The organism is Halostagnicola larsenii XH-48 (assembly GCF_000517625.1).
GTDB classification, from domain to species: domain Archaea; phylum Halobacteriota; class Halobacteria; order Halobacteriales; family Natrialbaceae; genus Halostagnicola; species Halostagnicola larsenii.
Map to the genome: position 1 here is coordinate 483,381 of NZ_CP007056.1, position 23,617 is coordinate 506,997.

Annotated in this window: 14 protein-coding genes; 1 reads left to right on the top strand and 13 read right to left on the bottom strand. The window is 56.3% G+C overall.

The window, feature by feature from the left end:
* Nucleotides 1-27 precede the first annotated feature (27 nt).
* The gene (locus HALLA_RS16070) at nt 28-966 is read right to left on the bottom strand and encodes a dihydrodipicolinate synthase family protein (RefSeq protein ID WP_049954495.1); all 939 of its coding nucleotides are present in this window, start codon (nt 964-966) and stop codon (nt 28-30) included.
* A gap of 379 nt (nt 967-1,345) precedes the next feature.
* On the opposite strand from HALLA_RS16070, the gene dgoD reads away from it, so the two are divergent.
* The gene (gene dgoD / locus HALLA_RS16075; protein ID WP_049954496.1) at nt 1,346-2,521 is read left to right on the top strand and encodes a galactonate dehydratase; all 1,176 of its coding nucleotides are present in this window, start codon (nt 1,346-1,348) and stop codon (nt 2,519-2,521) included.
* Between the two features lie 51 nt (nt 2,522-2,572).
* Here dgoD and HALLA_RS16080 read toward each other — a convergent pair whose 3' ends face one another.
* The 12 genes from HALLA_RS16080 to HALLA_RS16140 form a co-directional block, all read right to left on the bottom strand.
* A complete protein-coding gene (locus tag HALLA_RS16080; RefSeq protein ID WP_084569074.1) occupies nt 2,573-4,987 on the bottom strand; it encodes a DUF1349 domain-containing protein in 2,415 nt (804 codons plus the stop codon).
* A 265-nt stretch (nt 4,988-5,252) separates the two neighbouring features.
* On the bottom strand, nt 5,253-6,428 hold the full coding sequence (locus tag HALLA_RS16085) for a hypothetical protein (RefSeq protein WP_242406219.1): 1,176 nt from the start codon (nt 6,426-6,428) through the stop codon (nt 5,253-5,255).
* A gap of 1,105 nt (nt 6,429-7,533) precedes the next feature.
* A complete protein-coding gene (locus tag HALLA_RS16090; RefSeq protein WP_339325757.1) occupies nt 7,534-9,372 on the bottom strand; it encodes an ABC transporter substrate-binding protein in 1,839 nt (612 codons plus the stop codon).
* A 146-nt stretch (nt 9,373-9,518) separates the two neighbouring features.
* On the bottom strand, nt 9,519-11,693 hold the full coding sequence (locus HALLA_RS16095) for an ABC transporter ATP-binding protein (RefSeq protein WP_049954500.1): 2,175 nt from the start codon (nt 11,691-11,693) through the stop codon (nt 9,519-9,521).
* A gap of 3 nt (nt 11,694-11,696) precedes the next feature.
* Nucleotides 11,697-12,803, bottom strand: coding sequence for an ABC transporter permease (locus HALLA_RS16100; protein WP_049954501.1), 1,107 nt, complete (start codon nt 12,801-12,803; stop codon nt 11,697-11,699).
* Nucleotides 12,804-12,944: 141 nt separating this feature from the next.
* A complete protein-coding gene (locus HALLA_RS16105; RefSeq protein WP_174887913.1) occupies nt 12,945-13,949 on the bottom strand; it encodes an ABC transporter permease in 1,005 nt (334 codons plus the stop codon).
* A 681-nt stretch (nt 13,950-14,630) separates the two neighbouring features.
* A complete protein-coding gene (locus HALLA_RS20730; protein WP_157231415.1) occupies nt 14,631-15,383 on the bottom strand; it encodes a hypothetical protein in 753 nt (250 codons plus the stop codon).
* 642 nt (nt 15,384-16,025) lie between these two features.
* The gene (locus HALLA_RS16120) at nt 16,026-18,398 is read right to left on the bottom strand and encodes a hypothetical protein (RefSeq protein ID WP_049954504.1); all 2,373 of its coding nucleotides are present in this window, start codon (nt 18,396-18,398) and stop codon (nt 16,026-16,028) included.
* Nucleotides 18,399-19,053: 655 nt separating this feature from the next.
* The gene (locus HALLA_RS16125; protein WP_049954505.1) at nt 19,054-20,481 is read right to left on the bottom strand and encodes a family 4 glycosyl hydrolase; all 1,428 of its coding nucleotides are present in this window, start codon (nt 20,479-20,481) and stop codon (nt 19,054-19,056) included.
* Between the two features lie 198 nt (nt 20,482-20,679).
* On the bottom strand, nt 20,680-21,792 hold the full coding sequence (locus HALLA_RS16130; protein ID WP_049954506.1) for a Gfo/Idh/MocA family protein: 1,113 nt from the start codon (nt 21,790-21,792) through the stop codon (nt 20,680-20,682).
* Nucleotides 21,793-21,897: 105 nt separating this feature from the next.
* The gene (locus HALLA_RS16135) at nt 21,898-22,446 is read right to left on the bottom strand and encodes a Gfo/Idh/MocA family protein (RefSeq protein ID WP_339325758.1); all 549 of its coding nucleotides are present in this window, start codon (nt 22,444-22,446) and stop codon (nt 21,898-21,900) included.
* Nucleotides 22,391-23,356, bottom strand: a complete 966-nt coding sequence (locus HALLA_RS16140) for a sugar phosphate isomerase/epimerase family protein (protein ID WP_049954508.1) — start codon at nt 23,354-23,356, stop codon at nt 22,391-22,393. Before HALLA_RS16140 ends, HALLA_RS16135 begins: the two co-directional genes overlap by 56 nt.
* Nucleotides 23,357-23,617: the final 261 nt, after the last annotated feature.

Consider the following 23,617-nt stretch of genomic DNA (forward strand, 5'->3'; position numbering starts at 1 on the left):
GGTCAGCGTTAAGCGACACTCCGAGTGTTAGTGTAGTAGCGATGCGATATCGTCCTCGAGCTGGTCGTACAGCCGTTCGGCTTTCTGCGTTTCTTCTGGCTCGAGCGGGCGAATGGGTTCTCGCACGTTGCCGCCGTTGAGCCCGGCGAGTTCGAGCCCTGCTTTGACCACCGGGACGCTGACCGCACCCTCGATTTCGTTCTGACTTCCGGTCTCGTCCCGAAAGTTCTGATAGGGCAAGCAGATGTTCCGAATCCTGTTGGCGCGCTCGTAGTCGCCCTCCGAGAGCGCATCGAACAGTGCGAGTCCGATCTCCGGCCGGAAGTTACTGACGCCAGCGGAAAAGCCCTCTGCGCCCTCTGCCCAGAAGGAGACGGCGAACGGCTCTGCAAGACCGTCGACCCAGACGACATCGTCCGCACCGGCCTCGACGGCCGCTCCGAGTTTGACCGGGTCTTCGAGTGCGTACTTGATCCCGACGACGCCATCAACGTGGGTAAGGCTGGTAAGGTAATCGATGGACGGATCGAAGCCGCGGACGTAGGGGACAAGCGGTGTCTCCGTAACCGACGCGAGAGAACGATAGTACTCCAGCAAACCCTGCTCGTGGAGATAGGTGTGATCCGGTGGCATGATCATCATCGCGTCGGCGCCGATACGATCGTACGCGCGGATCAGTTCCTGTGCGTTCTCGGTGCTCCCGCCGACGCCCGCGAGAACGCAGGCGTCTGACGGGAGCGCGTTCACGCTCGTTTCCGCCACATCGACGCGCTCGCTCGTCGAGAGCGAGTGGTACTCGCTGATATTCGCCGTCGCCAGAAACGTTCTGATACCTCGATCGTACAACTCCTCGGCGTTTTCGGAGATCTTTTCGTATTCGATCTCGAGATTATCGTCAAATGGCGTCAACAGACCGACAGCAACGCCACGAAGACGGTTCCGTACCTGCTCGGCTGGCAAAGACATAGAATTTACCTGTATCGCACACAGTATAAATCCATCGTCTGGTACCCATCTTGGACAGCGTCTGGGTCGGTAGTCTCATCGTCGGATACTCACCAATTACACAGCAGACTGTGTAAAGAGAACAAATGTGGAAATCAGTTCGCTGAAATTAGCTACCCAGACTCAAGAGAGATGACCAGGTAGCAGTCAATCGTTTTCCTTTCAATAAATACACCACTCTCAGTAATCGAACCATCACCCCCACTACTCGTGACTATCTATGACGATTATACTAGCGCTGTCTATATGAGGGCCCAAGGAACGTACCCACCGGACAGTTAATCCCCTCTTCCTAGAGTCTCCGGAACGTTCAAGAACGAACCGCCCGCATCCACACAGGATGTACGTAACGGAATACGACCTCTACGCGGTGCCGCCGCGCTGGCAGTTCCTCAGACTCGAGACGAGCGACGGCCGCGTCGGCTGGGGCGAAGTCTACACCAAGTGGCACTTCGCGGGCGATAGCGAGCCGGCGACCCGGAACGCGGTCGACCAACTGATGCACCAGTACGTTCTCGGAGAGGACCCGAGTCGCATCGAGTACCTCTGGCAGGCGATGTACCGGAGCAGCTTCTACCGGGGCGGACCGATTCACATGAGCGCCATCGCCGGCATCGACGAGGCGCTGTGGGACCTGAAAGGGAAAGCCGCAGGGATGCCGGTCTACGAACTACTGGGTGGGCCCGCGCGCGATCGGGTCCGTCTCTACGAACACGTCAGAGCACACAATGGCAACGACGTGACGGATCCAGCCGCCGTGGCCGCCGACCAGGCTCGCGAGCACGTCGAGCGCGGATTTACCGCCGTAAAGCTGGTCCCGACCGGCGGCCTCGAGTTGATCGACACACCGGCAGCGATCGAGAGCGCACGCGATATCGTCGGTGCCGTCCGCGAGGCCGTCGGCCCTGATATCGATGTCGCGCTCGACTTCCACGGTCGCACCTCAAAAGCCATGGCTCGTCGACTCACGCGTGCGCTCGAGGAGTTCGACCCGATGTTCGTCGAGGAGCCGGCCACCCCCGAACACGGCCACGCGCTCGAGCGAATCGCCGAGGGGACGACGGCTCCGATCGCGACCGGCGAACGGCTCTACACGCGGGGCGAGTTTCGGCCGCTCCTCGAGGCCGACGCGGTCGACGTCGTCCAGCCGGACGTCTCGAGCGCCGGCGGGATCACCGAGACGAAAAAGATCGCCGATCTGGCCGCGACCTACGACGCCTCGATCGCACCCCACTGCCCGATCGGGCCGATCGCGCTGGCGGCGTCGTTGCACGTCGACGCAGTCGCGCCGAACGCGCTGATCCAGGAACAGGTTATCCTCGAGGACGAGACGGCGATGGGGTACGTCGAGAACGACGAGCTGTTCGAGCCGAACGACGGCTACCTCGAGCTACCCGAGAAACCGGGCCTCGGGATCGAAATCGACGAGGATCGCGTTCAGGAGCTCGCGGGAACGAACCTCGCGTTCGATCGGTCGCCGGGCCACCGCGCCGATGGAAGTGTCGGCGAGCGGTAACCGGCTCGACGAGTCACACGAGCAAGTCGCCCAGCAGCCGCTTCCGGGAGATTACTGACCCGTTTCGACGACTTGCGCCCAGTCCTCGAGCCACGCACGCAGCCCCGAGTCGGGAACCTCGAGCGTGTGCGTGGTGCCACCGTGATCGGGGTAGCCGCCGGCCTCCGCTGCGCTATCGGGGATGTCGGAGAACCCGGCGTTGTCCTCGTTTGGATCGACATCCAGCGAGCCCCATCGGTCGGTGATCTGACTGACGACCTTCTCTTCCTGATAGATCCGATCGGCGGGTCGCGCGCCTGCGAACGTTTTGTTATGGCTCTCTACATCCCCGGCTGGGAGCGCCTCGAGGCCACTCGGCCACAACGGTGGTGAGTCAAGTTCAGTTGCGACGTCGGAGAACGGTCGTCCGTCGAGTGGCGGATCGGCGACATAGTTGTCCGCCATGTAGACGCTTCCGTCGCCGAAGACGATCGGATCCCGGAAGCTAAAGCGATGAATGTAGGCGTTGCCCACGACCGCGGCCTCGGCGCTGTCGTCGATCCAGATAGCTTTGTCGTGGTAGAAGTTGAGTCCGTTGACCACGACGGTCCGCGTGTCGGATTTCAGCCGCGGGTTGCGGTCGTTGTTCTTGGCGTAAATGGTCCCCAGAATCGCGACGTTGTCCGCACCGTCGCCGACCAGCGTCCCGTTGGAGTTCTCTTCGGGATCCTCGAGGCCCTCGGCGATCATGCAGTTCGCGATCGTCGTGTCGGTCGAGTCGTAGCCAACCGAGAGATTCTCGTCGCGACCCCAGAAGGCTGTACAGTGGTTGAAAATGACGTTCTCGGTACCGTCGGCGCTGTTCATCGGGTCCGTTCCCTCGCCGCCACTCTCGTCGCCGCGGAAGACCCGAACGTGCTCGAGGACGACGTTACTGGCGTCGGCCTGAACGAACCCGTTGGTGAACGTGACGCCGGGAGAGGGAGCGGTCTGACCGGCTACCCAGCAGTAGGGCTCCGTGATCTCGAGTTCCTGATTTTCCAGATTGAGGACACCGCTGACCTCGAAGACGATCAGTCGCGGTCCCTCCGTCTGGAAGGCATCCTCGATGGTCCCGGCGTCCAGTTCCGTGATCGTGATAACCTGAACGTCGTCATCGAACCAGTCCACGTCCGCGAAGCCGTCCTCGAGGTCGAAGTGCGACCCCCCGTCGGCTCCGGTGCCTACCGTCGTCGAAAACGTCGCCGTCGATCCTGTGTCGGTATCGCCGTCGGCAGCTTCGACGACGGCACGGTACTCGTAGTCAGTCTCGGGGGAGAGCCCGTAAATCGTGGTTTCGAACTCGCCGGGTTCCGAGAGCGTCCGACTTCCGGATTCCTGCCAGTCATCCCCGCCGGTCTCGCGGTACTCGAACGAGATCAGCGCCTCGTCGGCTTGGCCACCGATGGCCTCGAGCGTGCCCGAAAGCGTTGCAGACGACGAGGCAGTGTCGACCGCTGTGCCGGTCGTGACGCTCGGGTCCGTATCCTCCTCGAGCGTCGTAAACGAGACGATCGTCCCATCGTCGGACTCGCCGTCACTTGCTTCGGCGACGGCACGGTACTCGTAGTCGGTCTCGGGTGAGAGCCCGGTCAGATCGACATCGACCGCGCCCGGTTCGGTGACCGTCTCCGTCGTCGACATCGTCCACGAGCCACCGGACTCGCGATACTCGATACCGATGTCGGCCGAGGCGGCCCCGCCAAGCGAGGGGAGGCTACTCGAGAGCGTCGCGGACGACGAGGTGATGTCCGTGGCCGAGCCCGTTATGATCAGCGGCCCGGTCTCTCCGGAGCTGCTTCCCGAAGCGCTGCCGGGTACGTCGACATCGCCGACATCCTGACTTTCGACGGGGCCGACGCCGCTGAGACTCGAGAACGTCGCCTCACAGAGCGTTCCAGTGTTGTGGCTCGTAACTGCCAACCCAAGGAATGCGCTCTCGCCAAACGACAACGAGAGTTCGGCCATGAGCGTCCAGTTCGTCCCGTCCTCCGAGGCGTACGCCCGGATCGTATCATCGGTCCGGACGAGCCGCTGCCAGGCGGCATCGATCGTCCCTCCATCGAGTTCGCTCTCGTCTTCGCCGGCGTCGGACGTGAGACTCGTCGACTCGCCGCCGGCCGTCGGTCGCCACTGGAGAGTCGTGTGGTCCGGGGTCGTCCGAGCCATCACGTTCTTTGCGTCCGCATCGAGCGACTCCCTGAGCATTAGCCCCGCTTTGGCGTACTCGTCGGTATCCTCGACGCTATCGACTCTGACGGCCGCGTCGAAATTCACGCCGACATCCGTGAAGTAGTAGTGGAACTCGTCCGCGTCGTTCCAGATGTCCGAACCGCCGCCCTCGACCGTGATCTCACTCGATTGGCCGATGACTGGACCGCTCACGACGGCGGTACCGATACTTCCTGCTCCAAGTACGCGTAAGAACGTACGTCTGTTGTGGGTCATTTATTGACACCGATATCACAATATAGCCAATATAACAAAAGTTTTTCTAGGAAAAAAATATAATTTAATAACTTCGTATGAGTAGAGATATCGCTACGTATCCGCAAGAAAGAGCAACGCCGTCACGCTGCCCGCCATTCGTCGGGTATTCCCAGGCGATAGCCTCGTCGCCTCTACACCGAATCGAACGCCCAGCGCTGGTTAGCGCCGCCGGTATCAGGGCGCTGGTCCGTTCTTCGCCGCTAACTGTGGACCACAGAGTTCACTACTCGACGCTCTGTGCCCACCCTGCGAGCCAGCCGCGAATGTCGCTGTCGGGCACCTCGAGCGAGTGAGTATTGACCGGCAAGTCCGGATAGCCGCCGACATCGTCGGGCGCGCCGACCCAGTAGTCGTACGGCGAGTCGAGATAGTCGAGGCCATCGCGGTCGGCTATCTCCTGGACGATTCGCTGGTCGTGCGCTGTACGGTCGGCCGGTCGCGCGCCGGCGTTGGCGAGGTTGTGGTCTTCGACGCTGTTTGCTGCCATCTCGCTGAGGCCGCTCGGCCAGAGCGGCGGCGAACTTACAGACTCCGGTTCGGCGATCGGCTGGTCGTCTTCCATCGGCGGATCGTACGCGATGTTGTCGGCGTGGTACGCAGTCGGACTGCCCTCGAGGATGGCGTCGTCGTCGTCTGCGCAGATCGCCGCGTTGCCGACGAAGCTCGTGACCGCGGAGCTGTCGGCGTTGGCCGACTCATCGAAGAAGTACAGGAGGTTGTTGACGACTGCGGTCTCGGTATCGCTCTTGAGCCGGGGTGCGCGACCGCGGACCTTCGCCCAGACGTTCCCCGCGAGAGTGACGTTCGACGCGCCGTCGCCGATGAGCGACCCGTAGTTGTGGTCGGACTCGTCGCCGTAGGGATCGTACAACCCCTCGTAGATGAGGCAGTTCGAGACTGTCGTATCCTGCGTATCGTAGCCGACCGAGAGACATTCGTCGGTTCCCCACGATGCAGATACATGGTCGACGACGTTGTTCTGCGTGTCGTCGGCGGTGTTGAACGAGTCGTTGCTCTGGATCGAGCCGTCTGATCCGGGACCGATTCGCGAGCGAATGTGCTGGACGACGCAGTTGTCCGCGTCGATCTGGACCTGTCCGTTGATGAACGTGATTCCCGGGGACGGTGCGGTCTGGCCCGCGACCCAGCAGTAGTCCTCGGAGATCGACAGGTCGTTCCCGCCGAGATCGATGGTACCACTCGTCTCGAAGACGACCACGCGCGATCCGCTCGCGCTGAAGGCATCTTCGACGGCGCTCCGGGTCGGTTCAGTAATCGTGTGCACGTCGACGTCGTCGTCGAGCCACGAGGTGTCAGCGAAACCAGCATCGAGACCGAACTGGGAACCACCACTAGATTGTGCTGCTGCAGAGCCGGAGAGGCCACTGAGCGCGCCCATACCGATTAGTGTCGATACTGCCGTTCCTTTCAGATAGGTTCGTCGTGTCTGCTTCATTGTACTGCAACTGTGACAAACACAACCAACCATAAATAATCTCCGATGGTAATTAATTCTAATTTTGAAATGATGGCTACAAACCTAAACAATGTTGTAGTAGGATCCATACATAACGAGCACTGTAAGCCAACGATTTGTATACATCATCGTATGGAGGCTATTATACATCTGTTCCCGTATCCCGAACATTACAGTAGTATGGTTGTGAATGGACCATGCAAGTAACTATGGAAATCATTTATGTAGATGAGGCGACGGTACGTCGAATATGAAAGAATTGACTGAGCCGTCGAGTCACCTGTCACTCCGAAGGTTAATCGGTTAAAAGAAGTTCAGAAAAAGTCACGTTTTCCAGTGAAGAAGAACGATCTCGAATGCCGCTCTGGCGGCAGAGAAAACTCCTTAGGTCCAATTATTATCAATCGGTGAGAGGAATGAAGCTACCAAATATTCAGTTGTTCCCAAAAGATGAACAATTTGATCGTATCGCGAACCACGAATACGGGTCTACGAAGCAAATACGAGACCGAAGCTAACAACCGATATACCAGTGTATACCTCTTCGAGATGGACAGTCACGTTCGAAAAGGGACTGGCGTTAGCCATTGCCAATTTGTCTCGAGGAAGCTATTTTCCGCCGATCTCATCGACCACATGTACTCTATGTGAGCCACTGTGTTCGCCCGGCGACTCGAGTTTATCCCTCACAATACAACGCTCTGGGAAATCCGTAAATCGAGAAGCGGGTCTAAGATTTCCTGGCACATAAGTAAACGAGTTCTGCACTAAACCGGTGTCAAAACCGATTAAACCAACGGTCACGTCAAATTCGCGGTAGTGAATTGATCCACGCTAGGTGCTATCTTATTTCGTGTTGTGAGATAAAGATATCCGTTCGTACCCTTGGTCACGACTCAAAGACACGCGTAAAATGGAGAAATAAAGGAGCGATTGGATATCACTTTCGCGAGTTCGATCTTGCCGGTACTTCTATCACAACGATGTCTCACCTATTCGCCTACCAAGTTAGGCATCGTTGATCCGATCAGTTCTTGTACCGTAGCGTTCCCTCTTCCATCTTCAGTGAAATGTACATCGCATCGTCGACACCGTTCACGATAGGGTCCGGGACGTTATCAAACTCGAAGTTCGCCGTGTTAAGCGCACCAGCATCCGGTTCGTACAACGCTTCGTACTCTGGCAGTGTCTGGTTCCACCACCACGTCAACTCCTTGTGGTACTCATCGTCGTCGGTGGTCATCCACTGGTCGATGTGGTCGGCAATGTTGATCGTTTTTGTCCCGCTGGATCCGTCAGGGTCCCCGACTGGCATCGGGATCTCGGCCTCAGGCTCGTAGTTCGTGAGCGTCTGGATCCAGTCGACGACGAGTCCGGGCGACCACATGGCGAAGACGCCGTTGGCTGAAGAGCCGTCGGGAATAATATCGTATTCGCCACTCTGTCGACGTGCATCGAGCGTCGCAGCGTCAACGTTTTCGGAATCAACCGCGATCCCGAAGTCCTTCAGGTTCTCAATAAGTACCTGAAGATGCTCGTGTTCCGCCGGATTCAGAATATTGATCTCGAAACGATCTCCGTCAGGGGTAAGCCACTCACCGCTATCCTGTTCGTAGCCTTCCTGCCGGAGGAGTTCCGACGCACGCTCAGTGTCGTTCTGGCCGTACCGGGGGAAGTCCTCGATCCAGTCAGTCGAAGGGTGGCTTCCCTCTTCGATCGTTGGACCGGGAATCCGACACGGCGGGCCATCGAACAGTTTCTTGACGCCCTTAAGGATGCCCTTGGTCTGTTGTTTATCGTAGACGTGGCTCACTGCCTTTCTGACGTTGGCGCTCTCAACAGCGGAATCGTATCCCTCGACACCAGTGCCGTTGTTGAAGCAAAACAGGGAGTTCGTCGTCCGACCCTCTCTGTACAGCGAGTGGGTGTCAGGAAGCTGATTACGTTGATTTTCCGGGATTGGGTAGCCACCGGGAACGGCGTTCACAATACCGTTGACGTAGGGCTGAACGCGCTCGCCGGGTTCTCCGGGAACCCAAAGTTCGAACTCGTCGAAGTTTATGTCGTCGGCCCGGGGGTGGTCCTCATACTTTTCCATGAGAACGGTATCGTCGCCAACTTCGGTGACTTGGAAGGGACCCTGTCCAATCCCCTCTTCAATGTTGGGGTAACTCGTTGTCGTCACGTCCTCAATGACGCTCTGGAGTTCGTCACCCTCCGAATTCAGTAATTGCTCGTGCCACTCGCTCCACTGGTCATCGTCGTGTTTGGTGAAAATCCCCCGACCGATATCACCGTGATAGTAGCCGATCGTATTCTGCACGGCAAAGATTTCGGAGAGCTCCGAATTCAGGTGGATCCGGAGGAAATGATCGTCGACGACTTCGATTTCCTCCATCGGCGTCGGATTGTCTCCCCCGTCAGCCGTCGAAATCGCAATTTCCATCTCCCACTGCATCGCCCAGTCCTGTGCAACGAGCGGATCACCGTTATGCCAGGTCCACTCATCGCTTATCTCGGTCTCAAGGGTCGTGGAATCGGTCATCTCCCAGCTATTTGCAATTATCGGGAACGCCTCGTTCGTCGCCGGAGAGTGGATCGCGAGCCGATCGAAAACGTTCGCACCCGGGTGCCACGCACCCGTTTGTGAGAGGTTCCACGGGTTAAAGTGACGCTGTGACGGCGGGTCACCTATTGGGTCGAAGTAAGTGAACCGCGATTCGTTACCTTGACTTTGGCCACCAATGCACCCTGCAATCGCAGCGATCCCACCGACAGCGCCGCCTTTGAGAATGTCTCGTCTGGAGCGACCACCGCTATGCCTGTTGCTAGAATTTGGCATACCTCTATTTGATAATGAGGGCATAAATAATTAACTATGAGTTTTAGCGCGCGACAAGGAAAGAGAACTGAGAGAAGGGTGATCAATGACGGAGTGAGTAGTAGTCTCGGGTGCTTAGTGACAGATCGACAGGCCAAAAGACACCCATCGAACAGTCTCCAGCAGCTCAATTATTCGTTCTCGTCGGTGATCGGTTCGCTATCCCAGTATTCGTGATCGTCGAGTGCTCGAAAGCACGTCACCTCGTGTAGATCGTCTTCCGACGCATCATAGACACCCGGACGGTCAGTCCGACAGACCTCTCGAGCTTCCGGACATCGCGTGTGGTAGCGACAGCCACTTGGCGGGTTCGTGGGATCGGGAATATCGATCTCGCGAATGGGCGCTTCCGCAGCTTTCTCCTCATTGGCTTCGAGCTCCGGGGTCGCCCACCGGAGTGCCTTCGTATACGGGTGCTGCGGATTGTGGATTATCTGTTCCGGTGGACCGATCTCGACGAGTTCGCCGAGATAGACGACGCCGATTCGACCGCCGGTCTTTTCCGTAATGTAGCGGGCATTCGAGAGGTCGTGGGACACGAACAGGTACGACGTGTCGAAGGTGTTCTGGAGTTGGATCATGAGATCCATCATTTCGACCCGTAGTGACACATCAAGCGCACTCACTGGTTCGTCCGCGAGGATAACCTCGGGATTCATCAGCATTGCACGAATCAACGCGACGCGCTGTTGCTCACCACCGCTTAGCTGATGTGGATACCGCTCGATATAATCCTCCGGCGGCGTCATCCCGACATGTTCAAGCAGGCTCAAGATTCGTTGTTTTCGGTCGTTTCCGTCAAGTTCACTGTTCCAACGCTTGAGCGGTTCTTCCAACGACTGACGGATCCGACGGTTCGGGTTCAGCGCACTACCAGGGTCTTGGTGAACAATCTGAAGCGACCGACGAATCTCCTCCCAAGAGGTGTCGTCACTCCCATTTGCCTTCACATCCCAGATATCGTGGCCTCGGTACCGAACGGTACCGCCGGTCGGCTCCTGAAGCCCGACAGCAGTCTTGCCGAGCGTTGTTTTTCCACAGCCGGACTCACCGACAAGTACGATTACATCGTTTTCATAGATGTCGAACGAGATTCCATCAACCGCCCTGACGAGTTCAGGATCGGAGAAGAAGTTGAAAAAGCCACCCTCCTCTCCGAAATGAACCTCGACATCTTCCATCGATATGACCGGCTCACTGGTCCGTTCTGTTGTCGACTGCTGAGACACGCCCGAGTCCGCTATTCCGGCCTTGTCACTGACAATCTCAGTCTCCATTGAGATATTGTCGACTGCATCCTCCCAGTAGTGACAGTGAACGTGATGGTCGCTATTGACCGAGTACGGACCTGGCGCTTCCAACTCGCATTTCTTATCACCAACCGGACAGCGGGTATGGAACGAACACCCTGAAGGGACGTTCACTGGATCAGGTGCACTTCCCTCAACCGGCCGCATCGATTCGACCGGTGACTCCAAATTCGGAGTCGATTTGAGGAGGAGTCGGGTGTAGGGATGGGACGGTTCCTCGAGAATTTCGTCGGTTGGCCCGAGTTCCACGAACTCGAAGGCATACAATACGCCGACCCTATCAGCAATGTCCGCGACCAGCGGCAAGTCATGTGTGATGAAGACAATCGTCAGGTCATACTGCTCCTTGATGTCGCGAAGCAGCCCAATGATCGACCGCTGCATCAACAGATCGAGCGCAGCAGTCGGCTCATCCATAACCAGCACCTCTGGCTTGAGGACGAGACTAAGCGCAATCAAGGCGCGCTGTTTCATTCCACCGGAGAGTTCATGGGGGTACGATTCGAGTACCCGTTCGGGGTCGAGGTAGAGATCTTCAAGGATGTCCTTAGTCCGTTGCATTCCCTCATCAACAGCGTAGTCGTGTGCACTCAATGTCTCGACGAAGTGGGTTCGGATCTTTCGAACGGGGTTGAACGAGCTCATCGCCCCCTGGAATACCATAGAGATTTGCTCCCAACGGAATTCCTGTAGCTCATCCTTCTCGAGGTCGAGTATGTTGACCGAGCCGCCGTCATCAGGATAGTAGGTGAGATCTCCTGTGAGTAATCCCGGATCAACGACTGCGTCTAGCAGCGCGGACGCGAGCATCGACTTCCCGCTGCCACTCTCACCTACGATGCCGAGCACCTCGTTGCGCTCGATATCGATGTCGACATCATCGAGGACACGCGATTGACCGCGGTCCATGTCGAATGTGACGGACGCGTTCCGTATTTCCAGTATCGATTCCTCCGCCGCAAGACCGCTTTCGTAATTGGATTCTGAGACAGTCATGGATTATACACCAGCCACATTGGTGTTCATTTCGTCTTCGTTCTCTGGACCGGAGTTGTCGTCCTCCGCCGTCGTTCGCTCGTGTCGGGCGCGGACACGCGGATTGAAAACCCGGTCGAGCGACTGGCCGAGCAGGATTAGGCCAATTGAGATGCCAACGATTGTTAGCATCGGAATGATGAACCAGTGGAGCGCGCCGGTAGTATAATGGGCACCCTCTCCGTAGGCCTCGTTCAACATTATTCCCCAGTTTAGGCTAGATGAGGAAAACGGTAGAATTGCCAGGAAGTACAACGCAACCGCCGAGAAGATTATTCGGCGGGCAGCGTTCGTAAAGTTGATCACAATATAGGGCATCAGGTGCGGGATAATCTCCTTAAACACGATCCGATGAGTTGAAATGCCCATTCCCCGGGCCGCTTCGACGAACGACTCATGGCGGATGGTAAGGACCTGTGATCGGACCGCACGCGAAAGACCGCCCCATGCGCCGACACTCAAGAGGAGGCCAACCATGTACGGGTTACCACCAATCGGTAGCAACGCAGCCAAGATCATCACGAGTGGGAACCCGGGTAAGTTGATGAACACATCAGTAATCGAACTCAGTACCGTATCGGTCAGGCCCCCTTTGTAGCCAGCGAGTCCACCGACGATTGTCCCGATTCCGACGGTAAACAACGCACCTGACCCCATCATCTTGAGCATAGTTGTGGTGGAGTACACCGTCTGCGACAGCATATCGCGGCCCATATTATCGGTTCCGAGGGGGTATTCCCAGCTTTCGAATGGCTGGACGAGTGCTGGTCCCTCCGTTGCCTGCGTTGGTTCGATCAACAACGGACCAACGTACCCCATCAAGAGATAAAACAGGATGAGTGTGAACCCAATTCTCGCCCGCCAGTCGCTTTTGATGATTGCAAACGGTGCGTGCACGTACGCATCGTAGAGTTTGCGGTACCGGTCGCGACGAGATTCCTCGTACTCCGAAGTGATTTCGAACGGCGAGCTAACGTTCCCGCCGTCGGCCCTCACATCTCGTTCGGTTTCGTCCCAATCGAACGGCTCAGAGCGGTCAGTCGTCGAATCGGAGTTCGGTTCGTTCGTCATCAGTTCACCTCTCTTTTACCCGTATTCGGGTTGGTTAACTGTAACTGTTGCATGGTTTGGTTCGATGGTATACTGGATAGATTCGTCGTAGCAAAGCGTGCCGACGACGGCCATCGTCTCGACATCTCGGTCGTCAATTGGTTAGTACGCTTCATTTTCCTTTCCTCCTACTCGTGGATCAACGAACGAGTACGTTAAGTCAGCTATCAGCAAGGCGAGGACAACTGCGACCGTCAAGACAGTGAACATCCCCATCATCAACGGATAGTCGCGTTGATACGTAGCCGATAGCATGTACCATCCCAAGCCTCGGTAGGAGAATATTTGCTCGAGAACCACGGAGCCACCAAACATCTCCCCCAGACTGATCAAGAACGCCGTATACATCGGAAGGATGGCGTTTCGTGCGACGTACTGAGTCGAGATTGTGATATCAGAGAGTCCACGAAGCCGCGCCACACGGAGGTAGTCCTCACCGAGGACGCGGATACTGTTTCCGCGCATCCCTAATGAGGCGAACCCAGAAGCAACCAGCATAGACATCACCGGCAACGCAGCATGTCGTATGATGCCACTGATATACGGCCAATTGAATCCGACTGGAATGCCTGTCGGCTGGCGACCACTCGTCGGGAAGATACCCCATCGGTACGACAGGAACATCAATAGCAGGAGTGCCATCACATAATACGGAATAGACCCCATCAGGACCGCCCACGATGTGAGACCAAGATCCAATTTTCCACCCTCCCAGTAGGCCATCAAGGCACCGACGACGATCCCGAGGAAGAAACTGATGAATAGTGACCAACTCATCACAAAGAGCGTCCACGGGAGTGCTCTTGCGATGATGTCGACGACCGGTTCCGTGTAGTACATTGACGTTCCAAGGTTTCCTTGGACCATATTAGCCATATAGTCTACGTACGCGTACGGAATCGGTTTGTCCGGATCGACACTCAATCGAAGTTCGACGAGTCGTCTAGCTCGAGCCGGATTAACGCCTTGTCGGATCAACTGTGAGACCATCGCTCCCATCGGATTCCCCGGTAATAGTCGAACGAGAGCGAAAGTCAGTGTGAGAACTGCCCATAACGTGAACACTGTTTGCCCTGTACGACGTATTCGCCAGCTTATATTCACCATGATACCGTTGTGCACACAGTTGGAGATAGGCCCTAATTAATGTATCCCATTTCAACTCGGTTCCTTCTGCGGGATTCTATTCTTATATGCAAAGCTAATGGGCGGCTTGAACCGCTGCATACAGAGCAAGGAACCAGGGAAGCATCCGAGCGACTGGGTTCACTCAAACGGATCCCAACCCGTATAGAGGACTGCCACACTCATCACGAGAGTGAGCACCGTCGGAACAAGAGTCAGCGACGCCACAACGAACGGACCCGAACCGGGTTCAATATAGAGAAACGAGAACCCAAGCAACAATAAAAAAAGCACGTCAATTCCAAGAATGACCCTCGAGGCAGATTGTAACATTCCCATAGTAGCAGGTTTGGCCCCAATATAATAAGCGTTTATCTGTCAGGGGTAGTCCGAAGGCCCAGTATCAGTACCGATCACGATATACACAAACGGGTAAGTGTGTATCGCTGAATCACCGCGAGACTAGTAGCTGACCATCTCACAAGGGGTGTACTGGCGTATCGCCGGCCGAAAATCCGGTGCTCGTTACTAACCGTGCAGTTGGAGCCATTTTCAAGCTGCAAAAGAGCCAGATCGATATCGTTCATCAGCCGTACATCTGGCGCCGATCCGTTGCGTCTCAGACGAACTCGTGATTTACCTAACGCCGCCACTACGGCTCGCTTATCTGAGCCCGTTCCCAGTCTCGACTTTCCGTGACCACATGCGGAGCCACTGGCGTAGCCCACCCTGAGGAGGGTGCAGCTTACGTGTGTTCTCAGGAAGATCAGGATAGCCACCAACCTCGTCTTGGCTGTCGATAATATCACCGGTCCGGTTTCGGATGTCATCGACGATACGCTGGTCATGATGGGTGCGGTCAGCGGGGCGGGCACCAGCGTTCGTAAACTGATACTCCGGCAGTTCCGAAGCAGGCAGTTGGTCCAGCGTGTTAGGCCACAGCGGACGGTCGTTGAGACGCTCGTCGGGCACTGCCTCCGGTGTACCGGGATCAGTATAGTTGTCTTCGTGATAGACGTGGCCGTATTGGATGTAATGAGAACTGACTCGATGGTATGCGTTACCCACTACTGCCGAGCGAGCGGGGACATCCTCTCCCGGACCCGGTCCACCGAAGCTGGTTATCCAGTCAGTGGCATGATAGATAACATTGTTGGCGATGACGGTCGTCGTATCTCCCTTGGGAGCCGGGTTACGACCAGTGTTGTGCGCCCAGGCGTTCCCGATCAGTGCGACATTCTGCGCGCCGTCACCGACCAGAGTACCGTAACCGTGTTCGCCCTTGGTGTGGGTCGCATCGTTGAGCCCCTCGGCGATAATGCAGTTCGAAACCGTGGTATCCTCTGTCCGGTAGCCAACCGAAAGCGTCTCGTCAACGGCCCAGCTCGTCGAACAGTGATCGATCACGTTGTTCACCGTATCATCACCCGTATGCATGGCATCGGGCTCCCAATTACCACCGTCGTCGGGTCCTTTGTTCGCGTCACCGGGTCGGACTCGAAGATGTTGGACAACGCAGTCATCAGCGTTGATGTAGAGACCGCCGCGAATGAGTGTGACCCCAGGTGAGGGGGCAGTCTGTCCCGCAATCCAACACTTGTCTTCGGTGATCTCGAGAGATTCCTCCTTGAGGTCAATCGTCCCGCTAGTTTCAAAAACGACAACGCGGGGTCCTGAACCATGGACGCTGTCCGCAAGCGCCTCCCGAGTTGGTTCCGTCACCCTCGTTACCGTCACATCCTCGTTCTCAAGCCAGGGCGCCGGATTCGCGAAGCCATCGTCTGGATCAAGAGACGACCCCGGCGGCTTACACCGGCCGTTCGACGGCCCGCCGGCCGCGGCCGTGTTACCCGCGAACAGTCCAGTTACGCCAATACTTCCCGCACCGATCGTTCGGAGAAACGTTCGTCTTTTCTGTGTCATTAGCTATCGTCCCACACATGAGTATCACGATGATTGTAATAATTTTTTTGATTGATCAGTCGAAATCGATTGAAATTCCGCGGTGCCAACACGGGTCAACGTTCGTTGCCTATCCTGATGAGTATCCGTTGAAGATCAGTGACGCGACGTTTCGACACGACGTGCCCACGAATGCAGCCATGCACGTGTCCCAGAATGCGGCACGTTCAATTCGTGTACAGTTACCTCGAGATCAGGATAACCACCGACCGCATCCTGACTCTCGATATACTCGCCGTTTTGGTTACGGATTAGATCGGTGACACGCTCGTCGTGTGCGGTACGGCAAGCGGGTCGCGCCCCAGCATTCTCGAGGTTGTGCTCAAGTACGTCCGCAGATGGAATCGCTTCGAGCCCAGCAGGCCAGACTGGCGGCTCGTCGAGTAGTTCGTCGACATCGACTAGCGGGTCGACCGCTGGCTCGGCATAATTGTCGCGAGCGTACACCTGTCCGTTTCTGATCGGTGCCTGCTCCTCGTCTACCGCGTTGAGGAACCCGTTCCCAACGATCGACGAGAACGCTTCTTCCGTGGGCGTCGCTCCCGAGTTGAAGTGATACATTATATTATTGACGACGGCAGTACTTCCGCCGAGATTCGGGTTACGTGCCCTGTTGAGCGCCCAGACGTTTCCCAGCCAAGAAATGTTCTCAGCACCGTCACCGGCACCGATAGAACCGTACCCATACCTGATGTCCAGTGCCTCGGCGATAAGGCAATTCGACACCGTTGTCTCCGTCGTTCTATAGGCGACAGAGAGGTTTTCGACCGTTCCCCACGTCGCCGTACAGTGGTCGATGACATTATTCCCGACGTCGTCGCCCGTCGTGAACGAGTCGACCGCCCAGTCGCGAACTGTCTCGTGACCAACGTCACCGGCGCGGAATCGCAGATGCTGTATCACGCAATCGCTCGCATCTAGCATGAAACTACCACGAGTGAGCGTGATCCCGGGTGAGGGTGCGGTCTGTCCGGCGAGATAGAGTTCATCATGTTGGACCGCGAGTCGACGCTCCTTCAGATCGATTGTGCCACTAGTTTCGAAAACCACGAGGCGCGGCCCGTCGACACCGGCGGCCACCTCTAGCTGTCGGCGCGTCGGTTCGGTAATCTTGATGATCGGCGTCTCGTCGTCGAGCCACGGCGCGGGATCTGCGAACCCAGCGTCCAGATCGAAGTGGGAGATGCTCCTTAGCCCGGTTCCAGTTCGACTACCCTTGCTCAGAGAGCGACTCTCCGTGTTAAAGAGGTGGACCTTGCTCGCGACGCTGGTCCCGTCAGCGGTCTCGACGACTGCGCGAACATGATAGTAGCGTCTGCTCGTCAACTCCGAGAGATCCTGGCTGAACGATCCATCATCGGAAACACACTGTGAATTCGTCACGGTCCACGACTCTCGAGGTACCTCGCGATACTCGATGCCAGCCTCGAGCGAGCCGGGATCACCGACAGTTACTGTCGCGTTGATTGTCGCCGAGGTTGAGGATATATCTTGGATCGCGTCAATCGAAACGATACTTGAAGTAGTGAACGCTTGGATTTCACCAGTAGCATCGTCGTCGTCTGTTGCCTCGATAACTGCCCGGAATTCGTACTCCTGAACACTCCGCGAAAGCCCCGAGATCTCACGGGTAAACGGACCGGGTCCGTTGAGCGTCCCCGAGTCCGTAACAGTCCACGACTCGGTACCGCCTTCGCGGTATTCGAAGTAACAATTAGCGGAGCCGGCACCACCAAGATCCGTGAGTTCGCCGCGTAGTGTAGCCGAGGTGGAGGTCACGTCCATCGCCTCGTCCGTAGAGACGAACGGAACGCTGGTCTCGGTTGAAGTGCTTCCGTCCGAACTGACGTCCCCAATATCACGATTCGCTGTCAGGTCTATTCCCTCGAGATCTTTGAATGTCGCTCGACAGAGAACGTTTTCGTTGTGACTCGTGACCGCCAATCCGAGGTACGCATCGTTGCTCAATTCGATGTCATCAGCGGTGAAACTACTGATGAGAGTCCAATCGTCTTCGTTCGTTGGTTCACCTTGCGACCCGAACGCTTCGATGATGTCTCCTTCTCTCCGCAAGCGCATCCAGTCAGCGTAGATGTTCGTCGACGTGTCTGTCATCTCAGTTTGCTCGCCCGCCTGGGGGCGCCACTGTACTGATTCTTCTTGGGTTGGCCGCCGCCGGAGCATCAGATTCTTTGCGTCGACGTCAAGCGATTCTCGGACCATGATTCCGGCTTTCGCCCAGACGTTCGTGTCCTCGACGAAGAGATTATGGACGATTACATCAAAATCACCGCTTACATCCGTGTAAGAGTAGTGAAACTCGTCGGCTTCGTTCCAAATATCGGCACCACCGCCTTCTATCGTAATGACCGTGGCGGCCGAAGCAGTACTGCTCAGCGCCGAGACGCCGAGTGCGCCAATACTTCCCGCACTAATCGATCTGAGAAACGTCCGTCTATCGTGTGTCATGGGGCAAACTCTTGATAGGGTATCACATAGAAACTAATAAAATTTGTTGTGAATGTAGATTATATTATACCATACTGTTCAAAGTTCACCCAGTGTCTTTCCAATCAACTACCTCAGCGCAAACGATGGCACCGCACACGCCTGTAGATTACTCGAGAAGCGGTGCAATAATACCGAAATCAGAATCATCGTTCCCGACAAAGGAACGTTTGATTACAGCTACAGTTTTCTAAAATTCAGTATTTATTTTCGACAAACCTCCGTGAAGCTCGAGTAGCGACACAGTTTATTTGATGATATGATGATTCTCCGGGTATGAACTCACATCTCAATCAAAAGCAGTATCGCAATCTCGAAGTCACTCACACAGTATTCGATACGTTTCCTAGTAACACGCCGAAACCAAATGATCGATGATAATCAAGGAGTAAAGAGTATGATCAAATACAACATTCGTTATGAATTGGACGCTGTGGGTATTGTTATCTGATTACAATTGGAATTGGCGTATACCAGAGACAGGTACCGAGCATGCAACCACATCTATACGACCCAGAGACTGCTCAAGCGTTCGTCGAAAATATTGATAGTTGAATCAGTGAGATCGTGTCACAGATTACCGTTCCCCACTCGGGAACAGATAGATCGTCTCAGCTCACTCCCGTAGGACGGTAGCGTCCGCAAGATCATAGTCCTCGAAATAACTGCGCTCGATTTCGACAAGTTCGGCGAATAGATCACGGGCTTCGTTACGGCCGATACTGACCAGTGGGTCGTTGAGGAATGCCTGAAAGGCGAGATCGAGATCGCCGTCGAATCCGGCCTCAATCAATGTCTCCTGATTGGTGATCTGGCGTTCTATCATACTACGAACCTGTGGCGGAAGCGTCCCCGCACACAACGGTGTAACGCCTTTCCCGGTAAAGAGAGCATTAGTCTCGACGACAGCACCCTTGGGAAGGCCAGCAATCTGCCCGGTGTTCGGATAGTTGCAATGGGTTTTGAACGGTTCGCCGCCGGCCAGAGCGCGCATGATCTCGACGGCCTCCTCCCACGACTCGCCGAACTCGAACTCTTCAGCGCCGGTAAGATACTGCCGCATTTTATCGGGAGCATCACCGTCACTAATACGGGCAGAACTGGGTGTCAAGCGAATCCCCCACCGGTGAATCTCCTCCGGATCGTTGATATCGAGATACCAGGGAACGAACTCGGCAAGGTGACGGTCCCCGGCCGCACCTAACACGCCAAACCGCTCGTACATGTCGAACGCGATCTGAAAGTTGTTTATCCAGAACGATTCACCGTCCATGTCTCCGGGTTCGTAGCCAGGAATCGGCTTTCGCTTCTCGAGTTCTGCATCGAGATATTGGACCAGATCATGATCACGCCAGTAGGCGTCATCGATCCACGTGAAGTGATTGATTCCCTTGACAGAGATGTCGATTTCGTTCCGAGAGACATTCGTGGCCTCGTCGACATGGGCTTCGGCAATCTCTGCGAAAAGGTCTTGGTACGGGTGAACCTCGTGACAGAGGCCGATAGCGTTGATATCAGGGTACTCCTCGTAGAGCGAGCGAGTACAAACTGTCATTGGATTCGTATAATTGATGACCCACGCATCAGGACACCAGTCACGGACCGTCGCTGCGATTTCGCGGTACTGAGGGATTGCACGGAGCGCGCGCATGATTCCACCAGGGCCGACCGTATCTGCAACAGTCTGATAGACCCCATACTTCTGTGGGACATCAATATCGTGTACGAACGTTTCCTCGGGAGGGTCCTGAATCGAACAGATCACAAAATCCGCTCCCTCAAGTGCGCCTGCCATTTCGTGGTAGGCTTCGAACTGCCAGTCACCGACTGCGTCGTCGCGTGCCATGACCTGATTTCCTAGCTCGGCGTTTCTCGTTGCCGCTTCGTAGTTGACGTCGTACAGTGCTACCTCGCCGGTGAGGTCCGAACACTGACCCAAATCGTTGATGAGCGTATGTGCCCAGCCCTGGCTTCCGCCGCCGATATACCCTATCTTTACCCGTTGGCTCACACGTTCATCTGCAGATCGCTGTAGCCGATGCATACGAACCAACCTTACGCAGCAATGAGTAAAGTGTTTGCATTGAGGAAGTGATTTCCCGTCGAGATCAGCGTTTGATCGACAATTCCGAGGACGCCGGTGACATGGCTACTGTCGTAGCCCATACAGGCTTGTCCACTCGATACTCATCACAGTCTTGTCCATGCTAAACGAGTCGAACCGACGACAGTACTCAAGTTCTCAGTCCTCGTTCGACGAATCGATACCGTCCGGAAACGTCCGTGGAAGCGCCGCCGGTTGATCGCAGTCGGCCTCGAGCGCCACATACTCGCTTTCGGTGGAAGACGATCGGATCCCGGAGAGGACCTCGAGAACGTGCTCGGCCAGCTCACCGCTCGTGCGGTGATCCCAGTCGGACCGAATCGCGAGTGCCATGTCGGCGACGCCGACACCACGACCACCCGTGTACTCGTGTGTGTACGGGATATCCTCCCATCCATCAGTTTTGCGGCTGGAAACCTGTACCGTTCCATCGAAGTTGTTCGGATTAGTGAGACGGAGCGTCCCGTCCGTCCCGTAGAGTTCGAACGCCGGCGCTGGCAAGGTCGAATCCTGAACATCGAAGCTCGTCAGAACGTTCGCAATCGCGCCCGATTCAAAGTCGACGACGCCGGCTTCGTGGGTTGGTACCTCGACATCGACCGTCTCGCCGTGGCGAGGCTCGCTCGTGATCGTCCGCTTGTCGGATGCCCGTCCGATCGAACCAGCAACCCGTCGCGCGGGACCAAGCAGAAAGACCAGCGCCGTCACGTAATAGGGGCCCATATCGAACAGCGGTCCCCCGCCTTCCTGATAGTAGAGATCCGGGTTCGGATGCCAAGTCTCATGGCCCGAAGATGTCCATATCGCGGTCGCCCCAACCGGCCTCCCGATCCGGCCCTCATCGATAACTGTGCGGCACGTCTGTAAACCGGCACCGAGGAAGGTATCCGGAGCCGACCCAACGAACAGGCCGCGATCGGCTGCCAGCTCGCGGATCGCGTCGGCATCCGCCACCGTCGTTGCGAACGGCTTTTCGGTATAAACGTGTTTTTCGGCCTCGAGAACTTCCGTGCAGACCTCGGCGTGAACCGTCGGAGGTGTCAGGTTTAAAACAATATCGATCGCCGGATCGTCAAGCAACTCCGGAACCTCGACGGCCTCGATTCCGTACTCGGCCGCTTTGGATTCAGCACGGTCACGATCGATGTCGGCACAGGTCGTGATCCGATACTGATCAAACTGTGTTGCATTCGAAAGGTACGCATCACAAATCGTTCCACATCCGACGATCCCAACATTGACTGGATGCATATCAGGAAGGTTCTTTACACGTGACTTAACACTGTTGGTGATGGAAACCGCCAGGAGGAACATATCTCGAGGACTGGCCGACGACGAACCGGCGATATAACCGGGCTATGGGTACTGCCCGCGCACGTGATGGACTTCACCAAGTTCGCCGGAATCGACGAGCTTCTTCGTGTACTGAATCGGGGGGATGAATCGGTAGTTGAACGCGATCCCTGCAGTTCCCGCCGCATTCTTGGCGGCCTCGTGCATCTGCTCTGCATCCTTGAGAGTGTGGACCAGCGGTTTCTCACAGAACACCGACGCAACTGCCTCAAGGGCTGCAATCGCTGGATCAGCGTGGATCGCGTTTGGCCCGAGGTTGTAGAGGACATCAACCTCGTCAACGATGTTCTCCCAGTTCGTACCGGTAGGGGTGAAGTTGAGCCGTTCGGCAGCGTCGGCAACTCCCTCTTCGTATCGGCCAATCATTATCTGACGTTCGACTCCTGGAACCGCCGGAAAACAGTGGAGACGCTCGAGTGCACTCGAGTGGGGCTTGGCCCATAAACCGATACCCAGCATACCGACCGTCAGTGGGTCGTTGCTCATTCTATTGACTTTAGGCCCAGTAGGCGTCGCCAGGCGTCGTTTCGAAAACGGCACGGTCAAGGACATCGATCGCCTTCTCGAGGCCTTCGTTGGGCGAGGTCAGCGAATCCTCGTGTTCGATACTAAGCACACCGTCGTAGTCGACCATTCGAAGGGTCGAGACGATGTCCTTCCAGAACTCCTCTCCATGACCGTAGCCGATCGAACGAAACAGCCACGAGCGGTTGATTTCGTCCGTATACGGTGTCGTATCGAGTACTCCTTTCTCCCGGGAATTAGCGTCGTAAACCTTCGTATCCTTGGCGTGGAAGTGATGAATCGCGTCCTCCTCGCCAAGCAATCGGATCGATTCTGTAATATCGATTCCTTGCCACACGAGATGGGACGGATCGTAGTTCGCACCGATGCGCTCGTTGGTCTCCTCTCGTAAGTCAAGCAATCCATGCGGCTCGTAGATGAACATGTTGGGGTGCATCTCGAGGCCGACGTTCACGCCGTGATCGTCGGCAAATTCCGCGAGTTCGGACCAATAATCGACGGCAACCTCCCACTGATACTCGTGAGCCGACAAATGTTCCGGCGGCCACGGTGCCGTGATCCAGTTTGGGACCTCATCGGCGGGACCGCCAGCTGGCAGGCCGGAAAAGGTGGTAACTGTATCGACGCCGAGTTGGTTCGCGAGACGGATCGCCCCCCGAAGTTCTTCGTCAGCCTCGGCTGCACGCTCGTCGTCGGGATGAAGTGGGTTGTTGTGGGTCGCCAGTGCTGAAATGTGCAAATCGTACATATCGAGTAACGCCATCAACTCGGCATGAGCATCCTCGTCGTCTAGATACGTCTCCTGGGGCAGGTGGTCGTCACCGACGAATCCGCCACAGGCGATTTCGACCGCATCAACTCCCTGTTCTTCGAGGTACGCGAAGGTATCCTCAAGCGATTCACCAGCGAGTGCAACTGTTAATACTCCGATCTCCATGCATACATTTGGCACGATATATATGAAAACTCTTCTGGTGTCGGCGATAGAGACAGTAGTGCGATACAACTACTGGACGATGAGGCGACCGGTAAGGGCTCACGTCGAGGTACGATATCGACTCCTCGAGAGGTCGTTCACTCGATCAGACACGGGTTCCAGACAGGCCCCGTCTCCGCTTGCACCGACCGAGCCAGTGGCAACCATCCGACGAGAGTCGACTGGTTCAACTCGACGAAAAGACTAAGATGGGACCTCGAG